Annotated in this window: 16 protein-coding genes; 3 read left to right on the top strand and 13 right to left on the bottom strand. The window is 70.1% G+C overall.

What is annotated here, in order from left to right:
* The first annotated feature begins 198 nt into the window (after positions 1-198).
* Complete coding sequence (locus WFQ05_RS08820) at positions 199-2,160, top strand: transglycosylase SLT domain-containing protein (protein WP_337053491.1); 1,962 nt, start codon at positions 199-201, stop codon at positions 2,158-2,160.
* A 96-nt stretch (positions 2,161-2,256) separates the two neighbouring features.
* Positions 2,257-3,486, top strand: coding sequence for a multifunctional CCA addition/repair protein (locus WFQ05_RS08815; RefSeq protein ID WP_131659166.1), 1,230 nt, complete (start codon positions 2,257-2,259; stop codon positions 3,484-3,486).
* Positions 3,487-3,551: 65 nt separating this feature from the next.
* Here the strand turns inward: WFQ05_RS08815 and WFQ05_RS08810 are convergent, their stop codons facing one another.
* Both WFQ05_RS08810 and WFQ05_RS08805 read right to left on the bottom strand, forming a co-directional pair.
* Complete coding sequence (locus WFQ05_RS08810) at positions 3,552-4,055, bottom strand: hypothetical protein (RefSeq protein WP_337053490.1); 504 nt, start codon at positions 4,053-4,055, stop codon at positions 3,552-3,554.
* A gap of 65 nt (positions 4,056-4,120) precedes the next feature.
* Positions 4,121-5,029, bottom strand: coding sequence for a LysR substrate-binding domain-containing protein (locus WFQ05_RS08805; protein ID WP_337053489.1), 909 nt, complete (start codon positions 5,027-5,029; stop codon positions 4,121-4,123).
* 79 nt (positions 5,030-5,108) lie between these two features.
* On the opposite strand from WFQ05_RS08805, the gene WFQ05_RS08800 reads away from it, so the two are divergent.
* A complete protein-coding gene (locus WFQ05_RS08800; RefSeq protein WP_337053488.1) occupies positions 5,109-6,164 on the top strand; it encodes a YeiH family protein in 1,056 nt (351 codons plus the stop codon).
* 31 nt (positions 6,165-6,195) lie between these two features.
* Here the strand turns inward: WFQ05_RS08800 and WFQ05_RS08795 are convergent, their stop codons facing one another.
* From WFQ05_RS08795 to WFQ05_RS08745, 11 genes are all read right to left on the bottom strand, one after another.
* A complete protein-coding gene (locus WFQ05_RS08795; RefSeq protein ID WP_337053487.1) occupies positions 6,196-7,275 on the bottom strand; it encodes a heparan-alpha-glucosaminide N-acetyltransferase domain-containing protein in 1,080 nt (359 codons plus the stop codon).
* A gap of 16 nt (positions 7,276-7,291) precedes the next feature.
* Positions 7,292-8,437 carry an N-acetylglucosamine-6-phosphate deacetylase gene (nagA, locus tag WFQ05_RS08790; protein WP_337053486.1) on the bottom strand — a complete coding sequence of 382 codons (1,146 nt, stop codon included), beginning with the start codon at positions 8,435-8,437 and terminating at the stop codon, positions 7,292-7,294.
* Positions 8,434-9,477, bottom strand: coding sequence for an SIS domain-containing protein (locus WFQ05_RS08785; RefSeq protein ID WP_130521698.1), 1,044 nt, complete (start codon positions 9,475-9,477; stop codon positions 8,434-8,436). Before WFQ05_RS08785 ends, nagA begins: the two co-directional genes overlap by 4 nt.
* A 4-nt stretch (positions 9,478-9,481) precedes the next feature.
* Complete coding sequence (locus WFQ05_RS08780; RefSeq protein WP_130521697.1) at positions 9,482-10,540, bottom strand: LacI family DNA-binding transcriptional regulator; 1,059 nt, start codon at positions 10,538-10,540, stop codon at positions 9,482-9,484.
* A 39-nt stretch (positions 10,541-10,579) separates the two neighbouring features.
* Entirely contained in the window at positions 10,580-11,851 is a 1,272-nt protein-coding gene (locus WFQ05_RS08775; RefSeq protein ID WP_130532356.1) for a sugar MFS transporter, read from the bottom strand.
* Between the two features lie 91 nt (positions 11,852-11,942).
* Positions 11,943-12,665 carry a GntR family transcriptional regulator gene (locus WFQ05_RS08770; protein ID WP_306996326.1) on the bottom strand — a complete coding sequence of 241 codons (723 nt, stop codon included), beginning with the start codon at positions 12,663-12,665 and terminating at the stop codon, positions 11,943-11,945.
* A gap of 100 nt (positions 12,666-12,765) precedes the next feature.
* A complete protein-coding gene (locus tag WFQ05_RS08765) occupies positions 12,766-14,364 on the bottom strand; it encodes an alpha-L-arabinofuranosidase C-terminal domain-containing protein (RefSeq protein ID WP_337053485.1) in 1,599 nt (532 codons plus the stop codon).
* A 155-nt stretch (positions 14,365-14,519) separates the two neighbouring features.
* Positions 14,520-15,668: an acyltransferase family protein gene (locus WFQ05_RS08760; protein ID WP_337053484.1), complete on the bottom strand. Its 1,149-nt coding sequence runs from the start codon at positions 15,666-15,668 to the stop codon at positions 14,520-14,522.
* On the bottom strand, positions 15,665-17,992 hold the full coding sequence (locus WFQ05_RS08755) for an alpha-N-acetylglucosaminidase (protein WP_337053483.1): 2,328 nt from the start codon (positions 17,990-17,992) through the stop codon (positions 15,665-15,667). The genes WFQ05_RS08760 and WFQ05_RS08755 overlap by 4 nt, the downstream gene beginning before the upstream one ends.
* A 14-nt stretch (positions 17,993-18,006) precedes the next feature.
* Entirely contained in the window at positions 18,007-20,868 is a 2,862-nt protein-coding gene (galA, locus tag WFQ05_RS08750; protein ID WP_337053482.1) for a beta-galactosidase GalA, read from the bottom strand.
* Between the two features lie 69 nt (positions 20,869-20,937).
* Positions 20,938-23,601: a TonB-dependent receptor gene (locus tag WFQ05_RS08745; protein ID WP_337053574.1), complete on the bottom strand. Its 2,664-nt coding sequence runs from the start codon at positions 23,599-23,601 to the stop codon at positions 20,938-20,940.
* Positions 23,602-24,023 lie beyond the last annotated feature (422 nt).

Here is a 24,023-nt window from a genome sequence, read left to right as displayed (position 1 = left end):
GCTTGCTCCGCTGCTCTTCGGCCAGATCATCTGGAAAGCCCCATCGGAGCAAGCTCGGCTGCGCTTCGTTCGGTGCGTGGGGAAGGCCGCAGCGGAGCAAGCTCCGCTCTACAGGTGGGGAGGCGCCGTTGGCGCTCCTTCCAAACCCACACCCCCCGCGGAAATCCGATTCATGCTCGCCTGCTTATCATCGCGCGCATGATGCGATCGCTCCTGCTGTTGGCCGTTACCTCGCTGTGCCTCTGCGCGCCCGCCGCCGCGCAGGACCTGGATGCGCAGCGCCCGCTGGTCCGCGCCGCGCTGGAGGCCGCCGACCGCGGCCAGCCCAGCGATGCGCTGACCAACCCGGCCCTGGCCGACAGCCCGGTGCGCGGCTGGGTCGAGTTCGCCCAGCTCAAGCGCGACATCGACACGCTCGACCCCGCGCGCGCGCAGGACTTCCTGCGCCGCTACAGCGGCCAGCCCGTGGCCAACGCCCTGCGCAGCGCGTGGCTGCCGTCGCTGGCGCGACGCAAGGACTGGCCCACGCTGCTGGCCAACTGGCAGCCCACCGACAACCCCGGCCTGCGCTGCGCGCGGCTGCAGGCGCTGTGGGTACAGGGCCGCACCGATGCGGCCTGGGTGAGCGAGGCCCAGGCGCTGTGGCGCGGGGCCAGCAAGTCCCTGCCCGACGGCTGCGACCCGGTGTTCTCCGCGCTGGCCACGCAGGGCCAGCTCAGCGATGCGCTGCGCTGGGAGCGCATCGACGCGGCGGCGGCCGCGGGCCAGACGGGCGTGATGCGCGCGGCCGCCAACGGCATGAGCGCCGGCGCGCGCAGCCAGGTGCTGGCCTATGCGAGCTTCCTCGATGCGCCGGGCACCCAGGGCCTGGCCTGGGAGCCTTCCGACCGCGCCCGCGCCATGGCCACCGACGGCCTGGAACTGCTCGCGCGCAAGGACCCCGACGCGGCCGAAGGCCTGCTGCCGCAGTACGTGCAGGCCCTGGGACTGAGCGAGACCCAGCGCGGCCAGGTGCTCTACCAGATCGCGCTGTGGACGGTGGCGTCCTACCTGCCCGACTCGGCGCGCCGCCTGGCCGCCGTGCCCGCCGCCGCCTACGACGAACGCCTGCACGAATGGCAGGCGCGCGAGGCCATGGCCCGCGGCGACTGGCCCGCGGCGCTGCAGGCCATCCGCGCCATGCCGGCCGGGCAGCGCGGCGATGCGCGCTGGCAGTGGTTCGAGGCGCGCATGCTCGACAAGACCGGCCAGCCCGGCGCGGCCAAGGCGCTTTACGCACAGGCCGCGCGCACCAGCACCTTCCACGGCTTCCTGGCCGCCGACGTGCTCGACCAGCCCTATGCGCTGTGCCCGCGCGAGCCGCGCGACAGTGCGCAGGCGCAGGCGGCCGTGGCGCGCGACCCCGCGCTGGTGCGCGCGATGGAGCTGTGGAAGCTGGACCGCGCCGCCTGGGCCACCGCCGAATGGAACGACGCGCTGAGCCGCTTCAACGACGATCAGCGGCGCATCGCGGTGGAAGTGGCGCAGCGCAACGGCTGGTTCGACCGTGCGGTGTTCGCCCTGGGCAAGAAGCCGGAGGAAATGCAGCTCTACCGCCTGCGCTTCCCGCTGCACCACGACGCCACCATCCGCACCCAGTCCCAGCGCAATGCGATCGATCCGGCCTGGGTGGCGGCCGAGATCCGCGCTGAGAGCGTGTTCAATCCCAATGCACGCTCGCCGGCCAACGCCCTGGGGCTGATGCAGGTGGTGCCGGGCACCGCCGCCGAGGTGGCGCGGCGCAACGGCATCGACTACGGCGGCGCGCAGAGCCTGTACGACGCCGACACCAACATCGCCATCGGCGCGGCTTACCTGCGCGAGCTGCTGGGCAAGTACGGCACGCCCTACGTCACCATCGCCGCCTACAACGCGGGCCCGACGCCGACCGCGCGCTGGCAATCGCAGCGGCCCGGCTTCGACCCTGACATCTGGATCGAGACGATCAGCTACAAGGAAACCCGCGAGTACGTGGCCCGTGTGCTGGCCTTCAGCGTGATCTACGACTGGCGCCTGGGCGGCGACGCGCTGTCGCTGGACGAACGCATGCAGGGCCGGCTGGACGGCAAGCGCAAGCGCTTCGCGTGCGGGGCGCAAACAGGAGTGAGTGAAGAGGAGTGAGAAGTGAGCGAAGACAAGGCATGCTGGCATCCTGGCTCGCCTGAAGCCCTGCCCGCTCCACTCACTTCTCACTCCTCTGCACGCACTCCTGGGTTCATGAAGACCTATCTCGTCGGCGGCGCGGTCCGCGATGCCCTGCTCGGTCTGCCACCGGGCGACCGCGACTGGGTCGTGGTCGGCGCCACGCAGGCGCAGATGGAGGCGCAGGGCTTCCGCGCGGTGGGGCGCGATTTCCCGGTATTCCTGCATCCGGACACGCAGGAGGAGTACGCGCTGGCGCGGACCGAGCGCAAGTCCGGACGCGGCTATCGCGGCTTCGTGGTCGACGCCGACCCGGGCGTGACGCTGGAGGAAGACCTGGGCCGGCGCGACTTCACCCTCAACGCGATCGCGCGCGATGCCGACGGCGCCCTGGTCGATCCGTATCACGGCGTGGACGATATCGAAGCGCGCGTGCTGCGCCACGTCGGCCCGGCCTTCGTCGAGGATCCTCTGCGCGTCCTGCGCGCGGCGCGCTTCATGGCGCGCCTGGCGCCGCTGGGCTTCCGCGTCGCGCCCGAGACCCTGGCGCTGATGCGGCAGGTCGCCGACAGCGGCGAACTGGACGCGCTGGTGCCCGAGCGCGTCTGGCAGGAGCTGCGCAAGGCGCTGGCCTCGCCGCGCCCCAGCGCCTTCCTGCGCACGCTGCACGAGGCCGGCGCGCTGGCGCATGTGCTGCCGGAGGTGGACGCGCTGTACGGCGTGCCGCAGCGCGCCGAGTTCCATCCCGAGGTCGATACCGGCGTGCACCAGGAACTGGTCAGCGACATGGCGGCGCGACTGGCGCCGGGCGATGAGGTGATCGGCTACGCCGCGCTGACCCATGACCTGGGCAAGGCGCTGACGCCGGCGGACGTGCTGCCACGTCACATCGGTCACGAGCAGGCCGGCATCAAGCCGCTGCTGGCGCTGTCGGCGCGGCTGAAAGTGCCGACCGAACATCGCGAGCTGGCAGTGATGGCCTGCCGCGAGCATCTCAACGTGCACCGCATCGACGAGCTGCGCGATGCCACCGTGCACGACCTGCTGGCGCGCTGCGACGGCTTCCGCAAGCCCGCGCGCATCGCCCAGCTGGCCCTGGTCTGCGAATGCGACAAGCGCGGACGCGCCGGCAGCGCCGAGGACGCCTATCCGCAGGGTGAAACGCTCAAGCGCCTGCATGCGGCGGCCTGCGCGGTGAGCGCGCGCGATGTGGCCACCGAGGGCCTCAAAGGCCTGCAGATCGGCGAGGCCGTGCGCAAGGTGCGCATCGCGGCGATCGGCGCCGCGCGTTCGACGGCCGGCTGAGCCCGGCGCGCGCGACTAAGCGCCATCACACACTCGCCCCGACCCGACGGGCGCGGGCGGCGGGCTCAATGCCCGTTGTAGCGGGCCGAGAAGCGGCCGTCCTCGACCTGGAGAAACGGTCCCTGCTCGCCGCCGCCGGTCAGCCGCAGCCGACCGGAGAAGGTGCCTTGCACCCCATCGGCATCCATGGCCGTCACGGTCATCACGAAGCTGGCGCCGTCCATGGCATCGCCGGTGTAGGTCGTGGTCCCGTTGGGCGTCTGGACGTAGTAAGACGCATAGAGCTGATCGACGCCGCTGCGATAGGTCCCTGGCTTCACCTCCGGCGCCACGAGCTGGAACATGAAGCCGGGCGAGGACGGATCGTCTTCCAGGTGTCCGCCGACCGACACGAAATGCACCGTCGGCTCGGACGGCGGATCGTTGGCGCCCAGATGCTTGTCGAAGCGCAACGGCTTGCCTTCCAGCTTCAGCGTCAGGAATTGCTCGGGGGCGCCGCCGCCGCAGGCGGACAGCAGCCCGGCGAGCCCTGCGGCGAGCAGGAGGAATCGCCCTGTGTTGATCGGCATCGCGGAGGTCCTTCTTCGCCCATGGCGTCCATGCCTTCCAAGCTTGGCCGAGACGGCCGCGCCGCTCAAGTTTCCCGCCGCTCCATGGCCGCCAGGAACGCCACCAGCGCCGGCGAGCGCGGACGGTTGGTCAGCTCCAGGCGATAGAGCGGACGCTGCAGCGCCGGGCCGGGCGGCAGCGCTAGCGCGCGCAGGCGCCCGACCGCGATGAGATCGGCGACCACCGCGGCCGGCAGGATCGCCACGCCGTCGCCGGCGGCCACCGCGCGAGCGATGGCCTCGTTGCCGCCGATCTCCAGCGTGCGCGCCGGCACGATGCCGCGCGCGGCCAGCAGCGACTGGGCGACCTCGCGCGTGCCCGAGCCGGCCTCGCGCACCAGCCAGCGCTGCGCGGCCAGCTGCCGGGCGCTGGCCCGGCGCTGCGCGCCCAGCGTCGAGGCGGTGGCGACCACCGCCTGCAGCGGCTCATCGCGCCAGCGCGTGGCCAGGATGCGTTCGTCGTGCGGCGGGCCTTCGACGAAACCCGCGTCGATGCGGCAATCGATCAGCGCCTCGGCGACCTCGCCGGTGTTGCCGACCACCAGCGCGCTGTCCAGCTGCGGATGGCGCGCGGCATGGCGCGCGAACGCCTCGGCCAGCCAGTACGCCGCCACCGTGGTGCTGGCGCCGATGCGCAGGCCGCCGCGCCGCAGGCCCACGCGCTCGCGTACTTCCTCCAGCGCCGCGCGCTCCAGCGCGAAGATGCCGCGCGCGTGGCGATACAGGGCCTGGCCGCTCTCGGTCAGGCGCACGCCGCGGCCGCCGGAGCGGTCGATCAACGGCAGGTCCAGCTGATGCTCCAGCTCGCGCAGCGCCTTGGACACGGCGGACTGGCTGACGAACAGCGCCTCGGCCGCGCGCGAGAAGCCGTCGTGTTCCACCACCGCGGCGAAGACGCGCAGCAGATGCAGATTCAGGCCATGAGTTGAATTCATGGAAATTGGAAAATGATGTATTGGACGCATCCTAGCCTTGAGCCGAGCATGGCGCATCCTTCAAGGCCACTGACGCGTCATGTCCGGTTCCACGTTTCCGCACCCGCATTCGCTCACGCTCGGCACGCGGCCCGGCCCCTGGCCCGGCCTGCTGCTGGCGCTGGGCATCGCGCTGGCGGGCATCGGCCTGGCGCAACTGCCGTGGATGCAGCACGCCGGGCTGGGCGCGCTGACGCTGGCGATCGTGCTCGGCATCGTGCTGGGCAACAGCGTGTTCCCGGCCATGGCCGCGCAGGCAGGCGCCGGCGTGGACCTGGCCAAGGGCACGCTGCTGCGCGCGGGGATCGTGCTCTACGGCCTGCGCGTGACCTTCCAGGATCTGATGGGCGTGGGCCTGGCCGGGCTGGCGATCGATGTGGCGGTGGTGGCCGGCGTGTTCGGCGCCGCGACATGGTTGGGCACGCGCGTGCTCAAGCTGGATCGCCAGAGCGCCATGCTGATCGGCGCCGGCAGCGCGATCTGCGGCGCGGCTGCGGTGCTGGCCACCGAGCCGGTGCTCAAGGCGCCGGCGCACAAGGTGTCGGTCGCGGTGGCCACGGTGGTGGTGTTCGGCACGCTGAGCATGTTCGTGTATCCGCAGCTGGCGCCGCATCTTTCGCTGGACGCACACACCTACGGGCTCTACGCGGGCTCGACCATCCACGAGGTCGCCCAGGTCGTGGTGGCCGGCCGCGCCGTCGGCGAGGCCGCGGCGAACGCCGCGGTGATCGAGAAGATGCTGCGGGTCATGCTGCTGGCGCCATTCCTGCTGGCGCTGGGCGCGTGGCTGCGCCGCGGTCGAGCGCGCGCCGATGCGGAGGCGATACCGCTGGCCATTCCGTGGTTCGCACTGGGCTTCGTGGCGGTGGCGGGCTTCAACTCACTGCAGCTGCTGCCGCCGTCCGTGGTCGCGGTGGCCAACGGCCTGGACACGCTGCTGCTGGCCATGGCGATGGCGGCGCTGGGGCTGCGCACGCAGTGGGGGGCGATCCGGCAGGCCGGCGCCAGGCCGCTGCTGCTGGCGGCGGTGTTGTGGGGACTGCTGGTGATCGGCGGCTATGCGCTCAATCGCGCAGCGACGTCGCTGCTGGCATAGCGGCCGCCGATCGGCGACAAGCCCACAGCCACTACACCTTGATCACGATCCCCTTCCGCTCCATCGCCTTCGCGATGCCCCACCACAGCCCGGTGAACACCAGGCCGAAGGCCAGCGACGGCGCATACGGCCCGAACTTCGGCGTCATCCAGCCCGCGAACCCGATCCGGTAGATCGCCTCCCACACCCCCACCGCATACAGCAGCAGGAACATCAGCGCAGAGCCCGCGTAGACCGTGATCGCGTTGATGCCCAGCGACCGGCCCAGCGCCGGCCAGCCGTGGCGATCGATGAGCTGATGGAACAGCCACAGCACGGCCATCGCCCAGCCCGCCGTCCACAGCACGAACGAGGGCGTCCACAGGTTCTTGTTCCAGGGCAGCACGGCCGACCACAGCCAGCCGACCATCAGCCCGGCCAGGGCGCCGGGCAGCAGGCGATGGGCGCGGCCGCGGCGCAGCCAGCCGCCGGCGTGCAGGCCCAGCAGGGTAGTGACGATGGACGGCAACGTGGACAGCAGGCCTTCGGGGTCGTGGCCGCGGCCGGTGGCCGGGTCGAGCTCGTACACCAGCGGCCCCAGCAGCGCGGTATCCACGCGGCTGGCCAGATTGGTCCACGGCGCATAGCCGCCGCCGAAGGCCAGCAGCGCCCAGTAGCCCAGCAGCAGCCCCGCGGCCAGCAGGCCCAGCCAGGCGCGCGACCTGGGCAGGGTGGCCAGCCAGCCGACCACGAAGAAGCAGATCCCGATCCGCTGCAGCACGCCCCACGGGCGGAAGTGCGGCTTGTCCAGCAGCCACCACGCCAGCAGGTTGATCGCCAGGCCGATGCCGATGATGCGCAGCGCGCGCACGGCGATGCTGCGGCGGATCGGCGCGGGATCGGCGCCGGCCTCGATGCGCGGCACGATCCCCAGCGCGATCGACACGCCGACGATGAACAGGAAGAACGGGAACACCAGATCGGTCGGCGTGCAGCCGCTCCACTCCGAGTGCAGCAGCGGCGCGTACACATGCGCCCAGTCGCCCGGGTCGTTGACCAGCAGCATCAAGGCCACCGTCAGTCCGCGCAGGGCGTCGACCGAGGCGAAACGGCGGGTGGCGGGGGCATTCATGGCGCTGCAGTGTCGCTCAGAGCGAGGGCTTCCCGCCAATCCAGGTCTCGACCACGCGCAGGTCCTCGTCCAGCGCGACCAGGTCGGCGCGCAGGCCCTCGGCGATCGCGCCGCGCTCGTGTTCCAGCCGCAGGAACTGCGCCGGGTACAGCGTCGCCATTCGCAGCGCCTCCTCCAGCGGCAGGCCGAGCAGGTGCACGGCGTTGCGCACCGCGCTGGCCATGTCCAGCGCGGAACCGGCGAGCGAGCCGGCGGCGTTGCGCACCACGCCGTCGACGGCGGTGATGGTCTCGCCGTACAGGTCGAAGCTGGGGCGCTCGTCGCCGACCATCGGCATGGCGTCGGTGACCAGCACCAGCTTGCCGCGCTGCTTGGCCGCCAGCGCCACGCGCAGCGAGGCCGGGTGCACGTGCACGCCATCGACGATCATCCCGCACCAGCTGTGCGGGTCTTCCAGCGCCGCGCCGACCGCGCCGGGCTCGCGGCCCTGCAGCGGACTCATCGCGTTGTAGAGATGGGTGAAGCCGCGCAGGCCGGCGTCCAGCCCGGCACGCACCTCTTCGTAGCTGGCCGCGGTGTGGCCGGCCACCACGATCGCCCCGCGCGCGACGAGTGCGGCGATGCGCTCGGGGCCGATGGCCTCCGGCGCCACGGTCATCAGGGTCAGGCCGTTGTCCAGTGCGGTGACCATGGCGATCTCCTCGTCGCCAGGCACGCGGAACTGCTGCGCGTCGTGCGTGCCCTTGCGCGCCGGCGCCAGGTACGGCCCTTCCAAGTGGATGCCCAGCACGCCGTCCACGCCGTCGGCGATGGCCTGGCGCGTGGCGGCGATGGCCGTGTCCATGACTTCGGCGCGGTCGCTGATCAGGGTCGGCAGGAAGGCGGTGGTGCCGTACTTGCGATGCGCGCGGCCGATGCGGTCGATGCCTTCGGCCGTGGGCGTGTTGTTGAACAGCACGCCGCCGCCGCCGTTGACCTGGATGTCGATGAAGCCCGGCGCCAGCCAGGCGCCGCCAAGATCGCGCAGATCCTCGGTGAAGGCCTTGGCGCCGGCGCGGTCGGTGATCGCGGCGATGCGGCCGTCGCGCACCACCACGGCGCCGTCCTCGATCAGGCCCTGCGCGGCGAACACCCGCGCGTTGACCAGGGCAAAGATGCTCATACGGTTTCGGTGACCTTGTTCAGATGCGGCGGCACGTCTGGGTTGTGGCCGCGCGCCAGGGCCAGGGCGTTGATCGCCTTGTAGAAGCTCTGGATGGTCAGCAGCGGCGCGCACGCCGGATGCGGCACCTCCACCAGCGGCAGGTCGCCATCGTGCGTGGCGGCCACCCAGACCTGCGCGCCGCGGGCGCGGAACTCCCTGGCCAGCGTCAGCATGCCGGCCTCGGTGCCGTCGGGCTGGGCGAAGCACAGCACCGGGAAGCCCGGCCCGACCAGCGCCATCGGCCCGTGCTTGACCTCGGCCGAGCTGTAGGCTTCTGCATGCAGGCCGCAGGTCTCCTTGAACTTCAGCGCCGCCTCCTGCGCCGCGGCCAGGCCCAGGCCGCGGCCGAGCACGAACAGGTTGTGCGCATCGACCAGGCCCTCGGTGACGCTGGACCAGTCCGCGTCCCAGGCCTGGCGCAGCGCGCCGGGCAGCGCGTCGAGCGCAGCCAGCAGCGCCGCGTCCTGCGACCAGTGCGCGGCCAGCTGCAGCAGCGCGGCCAGCGAGGCCAGATAGCTCTTGGTCGCCGCGACCGACTTCTCCGGGCCGGCGCACAGCGGAATCACCACCTCGGCCAGCTGCGCCAGCGGCGAGTCCTCCACGTTGACCAGCGCCACCACCCGCGCGCCGGCGGCCTTGGCCGCCTCGGCATTGCGCAGCAGGTCCGGACTCTTGCCGGACTGGGAGATGACGATGAACAACGCGCCGGCCAGCTGCAGCGGCGCGCCGTAGACCGAACCGATCGACGGCGAGGCCGAGGCCGTGACCACGCCGAGCTGGGTCTCGAACAGGTACTTGCCGAAGGTCGCGGCATGGTCGGAACTGCCGCGCGCGCAGGTGGCCACGAACGGCGGCGGGTTCTGCCGCAGCGACTGCGCCAGCGCCACTACCGTGGCGTGATTGCGGGCGAACTGGGCGGCGACCACCTGCGCGGTGGAGGCGGCTTCGTTGTACATCAAGGTGTCGGCCGGGGCCGGCAGCGAAACATCGGACGTCATGGGATCAGGTCTTGGACTCGGCGCGCGAAGGGCGCATGGGAGCGGTGGAACCGCGCACGACCAGCTGCGGCGTGAAGCCCTGGTTGTGCATGGCGATGGGGGAATCGTCGTAGGCGTCCTGGCGCAGCCGCGCGATCAGCAGGCGCGCGGCGTGCTTGGCGATGTCCTCGGTGGCCTGCTTGGCCGTGGTCAGCGCCGGCCAGGACTGCTTGGAGAACGGGCTGTCCTCGAAGCCGGCGATGGACAGGTCATAGGGCACGTTCATGCCGGCCGACTTGGCCGCGGCCAGCACGCCGGCGGCGATCTCGTCGTTGGAACCGAAGATCGCCGTGGGCGGCTCGCGCAGCGCCAGCAGGCGGCGCGCGCCGCGGAAGCCGTCGTCGAAGGTGTAGTCGCCCGGCACCACCAGATGCTTGTCCAGGGTGATGCCGTAGTCCTTCAGCGCCTGCTCGTAGCCGGCGTAGCGCTCGGTGGAGGAGCGATGCGCGGGCCCACCCATCAGGAAGCCGATGCGCTGGTGGCCCAGCTGGATCAGATGCTCGGTGATCTCGTAGGCCGCGTCGCGGTCGTCCACGTAGACGCACGGCGGGCCCTCGCCCGGGTCCTCGGTGGCGGCGATGATGCGCACCAGCTGCACGCCGCGCGCGGTGAGCGTGGCGATCAGCTCGGGCCGCTCGGACATCGGCGCGGTCAGCACCAGCCCGGCCAGGCGCGAGCGCTGCACGAACTCGGCCAGCTCCTCGGCCAGCAGCGGCGAGGTCGAATCGCAGGGCTGGATCTGCAGGCCGAAGCCGGTCTCGCGGCACGCCGCCAGCACGCCGTTCTGCACGCCGATGATGTGGTACGGGTTGGGGTTGTCGTAGACCAGCCCGATCACGAACGGCGTGCCGCTGCGCAGGTTGCGCGCGGACGGGTCGGGCTCGTAGTCCAGTTCGGCGATGGCGCGCAGCACGCGCTGGCGCGTGGCCTGCATGACCGAAGGCTCGTTGTTGATCACGCGCGAGACCGTCTTGAGCGAGACCTTGGCCCGCTCGGCGACGTCCTTGATGGTGGGTCGGCGCATGTGCTGGCCTTTACCGTATGGGAGGAAATGAACGCACGATCACCGCGCCGGATCTTGGCCCACGCGATGGCCGCGCATCGCGAAGAACAAGATGTAGAGGTAGCACGCGATCATCAACACCGCGAAGACCACCTGGAAATCGAAAACGCCCTTGAAGTGCGCGAACAATTGCGGGACGGCAGCGCCACCCACGATCCCCATGACGAGGAGTGCGGAGCCCTTCTCCGTAAAGCGCCCCAAACCCTTGATGGCAAGGGGGAAGATGGCCGGCCACATGATGGCATTGGCAAAGCCAAGTGCCGCGACAAAGGCAACCGATGTGTAACCGTCGGTCACCATGGCGCAGATCGAAAGCACGATCCCCAGCACTGCGGAGAAGGATAGATACTTCTCCTGGGAAACGTACTTCGGGATCAGGATGAATCCGAGCAAATAGCCAACCAACATGCAGACCAGCGTGCCGATCGTGAAGTACTTGGCGCTGTCCAACGATAGATGCAAGCTCATCCCATAGATACCGATGGCATCGCCAGCCATCACCTCGGCACCGACGTAGACGAAGATGCACAGCGCGCCGAGCCAGACATGTGGGAAGGAGAAGATGCTCTGGCGTTCAGTGCTAGAAGTGACCGGAGAGGAGTTCGCGTCCTCTGCACTGATATCCGGAAGCGGCGAGAACAGGATCCCGACCGCCACAATGGCCAGAATTACCGCAATCACCATGTAAGGTCCGTGGATGCGGCTGGCGAACTCCTGAAGCAGGATCTCTTTCTGCGCTGGTGAAGCGTTCTGCACCTGATTGGAGATGTCCTCCATCCCGTGCAATACAAGCCGCGCAAGACCATAGGTCGCTAGGGCGCCTGCGACTTTGTTGCAGATACCCATGACTGCGATGCGACGGGCGGCCCCCTCGATGGGACCGAGAATGCTGATGTAGGGATTGATCGCCGTCTGCAGCAAGGCGAGGCCACCGCCAATGATGAAGATTCCACTCACAGCTCCCGCATACGAGCGGGCTGTCGTGAACTGCCCAAAGATGGCAGCGCCGATTGCCATCACCAACAAGCTCAGCGCCAACCCCTTCTTCATGCCAGTCAGCTTCAGGATCACCGACGAAGGCAATGCCAGGCAGAAATAGGAAATGTAAAAGGCGCTGGGGATCAGGAAAGCGAACGTGTCGCTGACCTCAAATGCCACCTTCGCGAACAGGATCAGCGGGCCGTTGATCCAGGTGAAGAACCCCATGATGAAGAACAGCAGGCCGGTGATGGCCAGCGAGGTGGCGAAGCGTTTGCTCTGGTCGGACGACATGGACGCGCAACTCCGAAGGTTCGATGGTGAGAGCGTGCTGGGTGGCTGACACCCGCCGCGCCCCGGACACGCCCGGGCGCGGCGGACGGGTTCAACGTCGCAGTTCGGCGACGAAATCGTAGAAATCGTTGTGGCAATAGGTGTCGGTCAGCTCGATCGCGCTGCCGTCGCGCGCGTAGCCCACGCGCACCACGTGCAGGATCGCGTCGCCCTCGCGCATGTCCAGGTAGCCGGCCATGCGCGCACTGAGGTTGATGGCGCGGAAGTACTGCAGCGCGCGCACCACCGGCGTGCCCTGCGCATCCAGGTAGGCGTAGAGCGAATCGCCGATCTGCGCCGGGTCCGGGACGATGCGCTCGGGCAGCACCGCCTGCTCGTAGGCCATCACCCGGCCGTCGGCGCTGCGCAGGCGGGTCAGGGTGGCCACGGTGGACTCGGGCGACAGGCCCAGGCGGATCAGCTCCTCGCCGTGGGCCGGGCGCAGGCGGCGCTCCAGCCAGCGTGTGCCGGGCTCGTAGCCCTTGATGCGCAGGGTCTCGCTGAAGCTGGTCAGGCCACTGAGCTGGTGCTGGATGTGCGAGGTCACGAAGGTGCCGGCGCCCTGCCGGCGCGTGACCAGGCCCTGGTCGACCAGCACGTCCACGGCCTGGCGCAGGGTGACCCGCGAGATCTGCAGCGCCTCGCACAGGTGGCGCTCGGGCGGCAGCGCCTCGCCGCTCTTCCAGCGGCCCTCGCGCACGCTGTCGCCCAGCTTGGCCGCCAGCTGCAGATACAGCGGCGTCGGCGCCTCGGCATCCAGGGTCAGGGCGTCGATGCGGGCGTCTCCTTCGGACTTGGTGTTGGCCATGCGCCGTCCCGCCGTCAAATTCGTCTTATCCAATATATAACCAATTTGGCCTGGATGCACAGGGGGCTCACGGCAGGTCGAGCACGACCAGGGCGTGGGGCGGCAGCGTCGCCGTCAGCACCCCGTCGGCCAGCCGCGCCCCGTCGAAGGGCACCGGGCGCACCGTGTCCGGTGCGGCAAAGGTATTGGCGCTGGTGATGTCCGGCGCGGTCAGCACCTTGCCCGACACGCGCGTGCCGGCGGCGCCGCGCAGGGCGATGCGCACCCTGGCCGGCTGGCCCGGGTCCAGATTGCTCAGCGCCACGTGCAGGTGGCCGTCCGCGCCGCGCACGGCCGAGCCATGCACCGCCGGCACCGCCAGCCCGGCGTGGCGATAGGCCGGCGCCTCGAGCTTCAGCGGCAGCGCGGTCGCATCGCGCCAGGGCTTGTACAGCATGAAGACGTGGTAGCTGGGCGTGCGCAGCATCCTGGGGCCGTCGGTGAGCAGCATCGCCTGCAGCACGTTGACCATCTGGGCGATGTTGGCCATGCGCACGCGCTCGGCATGGGCGGTGAACACGTCCAGCGTGACCGAGGCGACCAGTGCGTCGCGCAAGGTGTTCTGCTGTTGCAGGAAGCCGGGGTTGGTGCCCGGCAGCGGCGCATACCAGGTGCCCCATTCGTCGACCACCAGCGCCACGCGCCGCTGCGGGTCGTACTTGTCCATGATCGCGCTGTGCCGGGCGAGGTAGTCATCCATCAGCAACGCGCGGGAGAGCGTCTGGATCCAGCCGGCCTCGTCGAAGGTGGTCGAGGAGGCGCGCGGCGGCCATCCGCTGGGCGGGATGGTGTAGTAGTGCAGGCTCAGTCCGTCGATGTACCGGCCCGCGCCGCGCATCAGCGTCTCGGTCAGCGTGGTGTCGTCCTCGTTGGGGCCGGGCGCGATCCTGAAGAGCGTCTGCCCCGGCTGCGGGCGCAGGAAGGTCTGGTAGCGGCGGTACACGTCCACCGTGTACTCCGGGCGCATGTTGCCGCCGCAGCCCCACAGCTCGTTGCCGATGCCGAAGTACGGCACGGTCCACGGCGCCGGATGGCCGTTGGCCGCGCGCTCGGCCGCGAGCGAGCCGTGCGTGGCGGTCATGTACTCCAGCCACTGCGCCATCTCCGAAGGCGGTGCGCTGCCCACGTTGCCGGCGATGTAGGGCGCCGCGCCGATCAGCTCGGCCAAGCCCATGAACTCGTGCAGGCCGAAGGCGTTGTCCTCCTCCACCCCGCCCCAGTTGCTGTTGATCCGCACCGGCCGGTTCTTGCGCGGCCCGATGCCGTCGCGCCAGTGGTAGTCGTCGGCGAAGCATCCGCCCGGCCAGCGCAGCTGCGGCACCTCCAGCGCGCGCAGCGCCGCCAGCACGTCGTTGCGATAGCCCCGCGTGTTGGGGATCTTCGAATCCTCCCCGACCCAGATGCCGCCGTAGATGCCGGTGCCCAGGTGCTCGGCGAACTGGCCGAACACATTGCGCGAGACCTGCGGCCCGGGCTGGTCGGCCTGCAGCGTGCCCTGCACCTGGACCTGCGCGACGGCCGCGCCGGCCCCGGCCAGGCCCAGTGCGAGCAGCGCCAGCCGCGTGCGCCAGCGACGTGGGAGGGTCGGACGCGCCACGGCGCCCGCATTGCCGACTGCATCGTTCATGGAATGCTCCAAGGCAAAGGGAATGCCGTCCGCCGAGGCGCACGGCGTGGAATTCATCGGGTCCGGGCGATCACGCGCGCCCCTTGCGCGGCCTGGCCCAGGCCGAGGCCGTCGCCGTCGAAACCGCCCTGCCCGCTCCCCAGCGGCGCCGGGCGCTACAGCCGCACATAGAGTTTGCGCCGGTCCATCCACCACGCCAGCAGCCAGCACACCAGCGTGTAGGCGATGGCGCACAGCAGCGAGCCCAGCGGCCCCGGCGCGAGGCGCTGGAACAGCGTGATTCCGGCCCAGTCGTACAGCCCCACGCCCGGCGCCACCTGCACCAGTTGCAGGGTGACCACGAACAGCTCGGAGAACAGATAGATCGCCAGCGGATTCTTGCCCAACACGGTGAAGAAACCGCTGCCGCCATGGTGTCCGCCCAGTTCGATCCAGCCCACCAGCGCGCCCAGCGCGATCAGGTCCAGGCCCACGGTCAGCAGCACGAACGGCCCGGTCCACAGCTTCTTGGCGATGGGGAACAGCGGGTGCCAGGCCAGCGCCAGCAGCACCAGCGCCGCGCCCGCCACCAGCATCGTGCGCACCGCGCGCGGCGTCTTGCCGGCCTGCTGCAGGAAGCGCCCGGCCAGGTAGCCGCCGAGCACGTTGGCCGTGGCCGGCAGCGTGCCCAGCAGGCCCTCCGGATCGAAGCCGCCGGCCTTGCGGTACAGATGGTCGCGGCCGAACAGCCACAGGTCGATGCGCGTGCCGACATTGCCCAGCCGGTCCAGCGCCAGCCCCGGCGGCGATGCGACGTACAGCAGCGCCCAGTAGCCCAGCAGCAGCGCCGCGGCCAGCCACGGCAGGCTGCGCGGCGGCAGGTAACGCACCGCCAGCGCCGCCAGCAGGTAGCACAGGCCGATCCGCTGCAGCACGCCGGGCAGCCGCGTCTGGCTGAAGGCGTTGAACGCCCAGCCGCCGCCTTCGACGCGATGCACGAACGGGTACCAGTACATCAGCACGCCCAGCAGCACGATCAGGCCCGCACGCTTGAAGGTGCGGCGCAGGAACGCCGCCTCGCTGCCGCCGCCGGCAGTGAAGGCCAGCGCGTTGCCGGTGACGAACAGGAACGTCGGGAAGATCGCGTCGGCCAGGGTGAAGCCGAACCAAGGCGTGTGCGAGAGCTGGGCGTAAGCCGGCGCACCCGGCCCGGCGGTGTTGACCAGGATCATCAGGAAGATGGTCACGCCGCGGAACACGTCCAGCGACAGGAAGCGCTCGCGCGTCGGGCGCATGGTCGCCACCGATTCGGTCGCCGCGCTCATGGCACGTCCAGCTGCTGCAGCAGCGCGGTCAACGCCGCGGGCACGTCGCGTGGCGGCGCGGGCGCCGGCGGCGGGTCCGTGCGCGCGACCCAGGCCAGCTCCCACTGCTTGACCGACGCCTTGAACGCCGCCTCGTCGAACGGCTGCCCCTGCGCGGCCGAGGCGCGCATCGCGCCGAGCAGCTGCTGCCAGCGCGGCAGGTAGTAACCCGCGACCATGCCGGCCCAGGCCTTGGAGGCGTAGTCGGACAGGTTGCCCTCGCCGCCCCAGATCGTGACCTGGGCGCGCGCGTTGCGCACATAGTAGGCCGAGGTGGCGGCATCCTCGCCGTAGGCGCTGGCCTGGCCCTGCCACTGCGCCAGCGAGTCGGGCTGCGCGGCCAGCAGCTGGTCCACCGCGGTCGCCAGCCGGGTCACGCGCGCGGTGATCGCATCGCCCTCGGCCAGCGCGCCGCCCTGGTAGGCACGCACGGCCTGCTGCAACAGCCCGTCGATGCGCTCCAGCGCGTAATGCGCGCCAACGTCCACCAGGTCGTGCCGGAACAGCGGCGCGTCGCGATAATGCGGCGCCAGCGCCAGCAGCCCATCGATGCCCTCGCGCAGCGGCGCCAGCTTGCCGGGATCGCCCTCGAAGCTGACGATGTCCGGCGTGGGCCGCTTGAAGAACAGGTACGAACCCGCGCGCCCCTTCCACCAGCGCGTGTCCCAGTAGCGCGTGCGGTAGACACCATCCTGCAGCGCCGCCCAGGCCTGCGCCAGCTGCGGCGAGGTATGGCCATAGCGCGCACGGGCGTAGCCATCGAACCACGCCGGGAAGGACTGCGCCGGCCCCGGGCCGTTCCAGGCCAGGTCGTACAGGTAGGCATACACCACCGAGTTGGTGTCCAGCCCTTCCGGGAACACGCCGAAGCCGGCCAGCTGCCCGTGCCCGCCATCGGCCATCAGCGCCGACACATCCCGGCGGTAGAAGTCGAAATCCCCGTACACCGGGTTGGCCCCGCCGTAGTTGTGCACGTAGCCGTAGATCCACGGCTTGCCGTCGAAGGCCGACGAGGCCTTCCACGTGCCCGGATAGCGGTCGTTGCCGATGTCCAGCACCATCAGCTTGTCGTCGGGCACCTTGTGCAGGAAGGCCGCGATCGCCTCCGGCGTCCAGAACGCCTTGTCCGAGCCGAACAGCCAGCCCTGCATCACCCAGGTCGCCTTCGGATTGGCCGCGCGGATCGAGGCATACAGCGCCGCGCCGTAGTCGGCCAGACGCGCATGCTTCTGTTCGGGCGTCACCTGCGCGGCGGTGTGGGTGGCTGCGGTGTTGGCGGTGCTGTCGCCGTAGCTGGCCAGGCGCGCGTCGCTGCCGTCGGCCGACACCGGCGGCACCATCTCGTTGAAGGCGTCGGCCAGGTAGTACTCGCCCGGGCCGTAGGCCTGGGTATAGAGGTCGATGAAGCGCTTGGCGATCCTGGCGAACAGCGGATCGGCCGGGTCCAGCCAGTAGGTCTCGTGGAAGCCCTCCCAGGCGCGCATGCGATAGATACGCGCCTCCGGATGCGCTTGAGCGAAGGCCTTGGGCACGTAGCCGGCGAAGGCCGGCAGGATCGGCTTCATGCCCAGCGCGCGCATGCGCGCCAGGATCTGCTTCTGCAGCGCGGCCTTGCGGTCGATCCAGGCCTGCGGCAGCGGCGCCTGATAGCCCTCGATGTTGCCCATGCGCTGCCACGGGGTGAACGCCGGGCCGGAGAAGTATTCGGCCAGCCCGGCCTCGGACACGCCCAGCCCGCGCCACAGCTGCTGCCAGATGGCCTCCTGGCCTTCCATCGCCAGCGGCATGTCGATGCCGTGCAGCGCCATCCAGTCGATCTCGCGCTCCCAGCGCGCCCAGTCCCAGAACGGCGTGGTGTAGCCGTAGGTGCAGGTGTTGAGATAGGCGCGATGCGCGAACGGCGTGGCCACCACGCCGCTGGACTGCGCCGGCCACACCGCGGGCAGCGCCACGCGATCGCCCTCCCAGCTGACCGACAGCGCGCCGGCCTGGTTGAGATAGGTGTAGGCGCCGCGACTGAGCGCGACCTCCGACGAGCCGGTGATGCGCACCTTGCCGGCGCTGGCGTCGATCCGGTACCAGGCCTTGGGCTGGGCCGCGTCGCGCTGCACGCGCAGTTCCAGTTCAGCCGCGCGCGGACCGATGCTCCGCTGCAGCACCGCGCGCGCCGCATCGCCCTGCGCGGCCAGCGCCTGGCCGGCGCAGGCCAGCAAGGCCAGGACGAGCGCGACGCGCGAGGACCCGCTCAGGCGCGCGGGGATCAAGGAAAGGTTTGAAGGCTGCATCGGGAGCTCACTCTCTAGTATTCGATCGACACCACGTCGCGCAGGCCGTATTCGGCCCCGGCGACCACCTGCAGGATCACCACCAGCGTGCGTTCGCCGGCGCCGGCCGGCACCGGCACGCGCACCGGCTCGCCGGCCGCGGCGCGCGCCACCGGCCGTCCATCCAGGAACACCTGCGCCGGGCCGGTACAGCGGCCCAGGCGCAGCCAGCCGCCGCGCTGCTGGATGCCCGCCCACGGCGTGAACTGCGTGCGGTACAGCACATACCCATCGCCCTCGGCGCGGGTCTCCACATTGCCAGGCTGGAAGAAACTCCAGCTGTTGTTGTCGTTGGCCGCCCGCCGCAGCGCCGGATCGGGCGGCCGGGGGAAGGGCTGGGTGTGACGCCAGCCGCCAACCACCTGCACGCCGGCCACCACCGGCACCGACGGCGGGACCGGCGCGCGCAGCAGTTCGATGTCCAGCCGCGCCGGGCGCAGGCCGGGACTGCGCGCCTCCAGGCGCAGGCCACGCGCGCCGGCCTCGCCCTGCACGATGGCCTGCGCCAGGCCGTTGAACAGATCGACCGCGCTGGCCGCATCGGGCGCGTGCCGGTTGGGATCGCCGTTGCCGACGCCCAGCACGCGGCCACCGCGGATGGACAGCTGCACCGGCAAGTGGGCGGTGGGCACGTGGCGGCCCTGCGCATCGAGCGCCTCCAGCGTCACCGGCTGCGCGTCCTGGCCGTCGCCGCGCATGCGGGCGCGGTCGGGCACCAGGCGCAGAGCGACCGGCGCGCCCGCGGTCTGCACGCGGTGACGCGCGACCTCGCGCCCGCCGCTGTAGCCGATCGCCTCCAGCACACCGGGCTCATAAGGCACCTGCCACGCACAGTCGGCGAAGCGGTCGTTGCGCTGGCGACCCAGCGCACGGCCGTTGAGCCACAGCGCCACTTCCTCGGCGTTGGCGTAGGCGATCACCTTGATCGGCTGACCCTCGCGCCCGGGCCAGGTCCAGTGCGGCATCAGCTGCAGCACCGGCGCCTCGTCGATCCACAGCGCGCGGCGCAGCCAGTAGGCGCCCTTGGCGAAGCCGCACTGATCCAGGATGCCGAAGAACGAGGCCACCGACGGCCATTCGAACGGCGAGGGCTCGCCGCGATAGTCGAAGCCGGTCCACACGAAGCTGCCGGCGATGTAGGGACGCTCCGCGATCAGCTTCCACGCCTGCCGGTGCGTGTTGCCCCACGGCGCGGCCTGCGTGTCGTCCTCGTCGATGACGTGCGCGTCCAGGTCGGTAAACCACGCGCCACGGGTCTGGAACGCGCTGGTGTCCTCGGAGGACAGCAGCGGCGTGTCCGGGCGCTGCGCGTGCACGCGGTCGTAGTTGAACTGGCGGTAGTTGAAGCCCAGCACGTCCACCGCGTCGGCGACATTGCGCGCGGTGAGCATGCCGTCGTTCATGGCCGCGGTCAGCGGGCGGCTGTCGTCCAGGGCGCGCACCTCGGCGGCCAGGCGCCGGGCCATCTCATAGCCAGCCTGCGTGCCCTGCAGCGGTTCTTCGTTGAGCAGCGACCACATGAACACACAGGCGCGGCTGCGGTCGCGCCGCACCATCCAGCGCAGCTGCGCCAGGTTGTCCGGCGCGGTGCTGAAGACGCGGTTCTCGCCCAGCACCAGCAGGCCCAGGCGGTCGCAGACATCCAGCAGCTCGCGCGCCACCGCGTGGTGCAGACGCACCGCATTGCAGCCCATCGACTTGAGCCGGCGCATGCGGAATTCCAGCAGCGCATCGGGCACGGCCACGCCCACACCGGCATGGTCCTGGTGCAGGCACACGCCCTTGATCTTGGTCGGCACCTCGTTGAGGAAGAAGCCCTCGCGCGCGTCGAAGCGCAGCGTGCGAAAGCCGATCCGGCACTGCGCCGCCTCGTCCAGCTGGCCCTGCGCGCCGACCCGTACGCGCACGGTGTACAGCGTCGGCGACTGCGGCGACCAGCGCGCCGGGTCGGCCACCTGCAGGTCCACCCGCGCGCAGGCCTGGCCCAGCGGCGCCAGCGCATCGACCTGAGTGCGGCCCTGCGCCAGCGTGCGCCCGTCCTGGTCTTCCAGCCACACCGCCACCTGCACCGCGCGCGTCTGCTCGCCGGTGTTGGCCAGCTGCACCTCCACCGGCACCTGCCAGCGTCCGTCGGCCTGCAGGCGCGGGACCGCGCTCAGGCCATCGCTGACGATGTGCACCGGCTCGCGGATGACCAGCCAGGCATGGCGATACAGGCCGGCGCCCTCATACCACCAGCCGTCCATCGCCTCGGCATCCACCCGCACCGCGATGGTGTTGGGCGCCTGACCGAACCGCGCCAGCGCGGTGATGTCCACATAGAGGCTGGTGTAGCCGTTGGCGTGGCGCGCCAGCAGCACGCCGTTGACCCAGACCGTGGCGTGGCTGGCCACGCCGTCCAGATGCAGCTCGATGGATTTGCCGCGGCAGGCCTCGTCCAGGCGCAGGCTGCGGCGGTACCACGCGATGCCGCGCGGCTTGAAGCCCTGGGCGATATTGCCCTGCGGGTCGAACGGCTGTTCGACCGCGAAGTCGTGCGGCAGCCGCAGCGGCCGCCAGGTCGAATCGTCGAAATCCGGCGAGGCCGCGCCCCAGGCCTTGCCGGCCTTGGCGTTGTCGTAGGTCTCGTCCTGCCCGGTCAGGCGCGGCGCCGGGAAGTCCCCGGCGCAGAAGCGCCAGCCCTCGTCCAGCAGCCAGGCGCCGGGCGCGCCGGCGGCGGCCGGCGGCTGCAGCGTGGCGGCCGCCGCCGCTTCAGGGCCGGCGGCGCGGACGGGGCGCGGCAGCAGCCAGGCCGAACCCAGCATCGCCGTGCCGGCCATGAACTCACGTCGTTTCATCGCCTCCCACCTGGCTGAGGGGCCGCCGCCTACGGCGGCCCGGATCGGACCCCACGACGCCGCCGTGGGTCAGAGCTCCCAGGTCATCGACAGGTAGTAGCTGCGCCCGGTCACGCCGGTCATCTGCCAGCGGCTGGCGATGTCCTTGTACGCCTGTTCCTTCTCGTCGGTCAGGTTCAGACCGCCCAGCTGGAAGCTCAGCTTGTCGTTGACCTGGTAGCCCAGCACCGCGTCGAGCTGGGTGCGCGCCTCCATGGTGTGGCCCTCGCGGGCGAAGAAGCTGTCGCTGGCGTCCTGGTCGTACTGGCTGCGGTGGTTGAGCGAGACGCGCGCGGAGAACGTGTCGTTCTCCCAGTAGCCGGTGAAGTTCCAGGTCTTCTCCGACAGGTTGCGGATCTTGAACTGCGTATCGCGCTGCGGGATGACGCGGGTGTAGTTGGCGGTCAGGCCGAAGCCCTCGATCGGCAGCCAGGCATCCAGCGACTGCGTCCAGCCCAGCTCGTAGCCCTTGATCTTGACCTTGCTCGGATCGTTGAGCGTCGAGGTGACCTCGTAGACGGTGCCGTTGGCGGCCACGCAGTCGCCGCTGGCGTTGGTGGACAGCGCGGTCCCGTTGAAGCTGGTCGGACAGCCGATGGTGTTGTAGGTGCCGTTCTTGACGTTCTTCCAGAAGCCGGCCAGGGTCAGGCCGCCGCCGCTGCCGTAGTACCACTCCAGCGACAGGTCGGCCTGATCGGCGGTCAGCGCCTTCAGGTCGGTCTGGCCTTCGTTGACGAAGACATAGTTGCGGCCGCCGGTGTCGCTGCCGGTGGAGATGGTGGTGGCGATGTTGGTGTTGCTGGTCAGGATCGGGCGCACCAGCACCTTGGCCGCGGCGAAGCGCAGCAGCAGGTCCTCGCGCAGGTCCAGCACCAGGTTCAGGCTCGGCAGCCAGTTGTGATAGTCGTACGGCGCCTTGGCCGTGCCGACGATGTCGTTGGCGTCCTCGCTGAACTCCGAGGCCTGGGTCAGATAGGTCTTGGTGTTGCGACGGGTGTCCTCGTAGCGCACGCCGACGTTGCCGCGCAGGCGCATGCTGCCCAGGTCCGTATCGATGCGCGCCAGGGCGTAGGCCGAGAAGATGTTGTTGGCGATGTTGTAGCTGCTCTGCGGCGCGTACAGCACCGGCACGGTGATGCCGGCGGCCTTGAGCGCGGCGGCGTAGGCGTTGACGTCCGGCGCCACCCAGTCGGTCTGCGAGGCCAGGTTGCCGTCCATGTAGTTGCGCAGGTTGACGTAGGCGGCCGACAGCTCGGGGAACATGCCGTAGCCGCTCACCGCGCCGGAGTTGACCAGGTACAGGAAGTCCTTGCGGTAGATGTCGCGGTCCAGGGTCTCGCGGCGGTACTTGGTGCCGAACTTCACAGAGTCCAGCGCGCCTAGGCCCAGGTAGCGCTCGGCGTCGAGCTGCAGCGACCACTCCTTGTTCTGCATCTTGCGGATCGCGCCGTTGGGATACTCGTCGCGCACCAGGTTGCGCTTGTCCCAGGCGCTGGTGTCGGTCAGGTCGGCGTCGGTGACCAGCGAGATCGCATCGGGGTTGGAGGAATCGAAGATGGTCGAGGTCGGCAGGCGGCCCAGGATCGCCGCGCGCTCGTCCTCGTCGGTCTTGCCCTCGGTGTAGTTGGCCGCGCCGGAGAAGGTCCAGGCCTCGCCCTTCCACTTGGCGTCCCAGGTGGTCAGCTGGGTGCTGAGGTCGTGGCGCTCGAGCTGGCAGTTGTTCTCCAGCCAGTAGTTGGACGCCGACACCCGGGTCGCGGTCAGGCCCTGGGTCTGCAGCACGGTCAGGTAGTTGCGGTCGAAGGAATAGACCAGCTGACTCATGTCGTTGTCGGTCTTGTCCTGCGAGTACAGCGTGGTCAGGCTGGTCTCGAACTGGTCGTTGACCTTCCACTGCAGGCCGCCGCTGAACATCTTGCGGTCGGTCTCGCGCAGGATCGAGCGATAGCGCGGGCGACGTGGAATGTAGAGCGTGCCCTCCGGCGTGTCCTGGGTGAACCAGCGGTCGATCCACAGATAGTCGGCGCGGTCCTTGAGCTTCTGGTAGCCGGCGCTGAGGAACACGCCCAGCTCGCCGCCGTCGCCCATCTTGAACTGGTCGATGTAGGTGCCCACCACCTTGGGCGTGGGCGCGCCGCCGGCGAATTCGGCGTACTGCTCCTTGGCCGACACCAGCACCTTGCGCTCCTTGTAGTCCAGCGGCTTGGTGGTGTTGATGTTGACCGTGCCCGACAGGCCGCCGGCGTCCATGTCCGCGGTCGGCGACTTGATCACCTCGATCGAGGCGGCCACCTCGGGCTGGATGATGTCGTAGCGGAAACCGTCGGTGAAGTTGGCGCTCTTGATCGCCTGACCGTTGATGGTAGTGGCCGCGTACTGCGAGCCCAGGCCGCGGATGCTGATGGTCGAACCGCGGCCGTTGATGCTGGAGATCTGCACGCCGGGAATGCGCTGGATGGCCTCGGCGATGTTCTCGGCTGGGAACTTGCCGATGTCCTGGGACGAGATGCCGTCGGTCATGCGCGTGTCGGCGCGCTTGGCGTCCAGCGCCGTTTCCAGGCTCTTCTGGAACGAACCGGTCACCGAGACCGCATCGAGCGTCTTGGCGGCGCCCGGATCGGCGCCGGCGGCGTCCTGCGCCTGGGCCGAGGCGTGGAAAAGACTGGCCCCGATCGCGGCGGCCAGCAGGGAAATTGCGAGAGAGGTCGGAGTACGGCGCACGGGCGAGTCCTTTGGATTGGATGGCGGTGTGACGACGAGAGACCGCAGCGAGGCGCGCCGTGCCGGGATGGCGCCCGCTGCCAGGCTCCACCGCTCGACCACTGCTTCGACGCCATCTGAACCGGCCCGCGCATGGCGCACCGGCGTCCGCGCCCACCCTTCCCCAAGGACGCCCGGACCTGTTCAAACCCCTGCTGCGACGCGACATTGGTATGCATACCAATCGCGTTGCAGCATTGATATGGTATTAAAAATGTTTTGTCAACATCCCTGAAACATTGGTGAAAACGATCGCGCGCAAGCCTAGTTCCGCGCGCTGACAACGATGATAAAAGGCTTATTTATAGGCATTTTCAGGAGATTCTCGCACCGCGGAACAGCGCGCCATCTTCGTC

It is taken from the genome of Pseudoxanthomonas sp. USHLN014 (assembly GCF_037153335.1).
Taxonomy (GTDB): Bacteria; Pseudomonadota; Gammaproteobacteria; order Xanthomonadales; family Xanthomonadaceae; genus Pseudoxanthomonas_A; species Pseudoxanthomonas_A winnipegensis.
The sequence above is the reverse complement of the archived record's forward strand: the minus strand, read 5'-3'. Positions and strand labels throughout refer to the sequence as shown.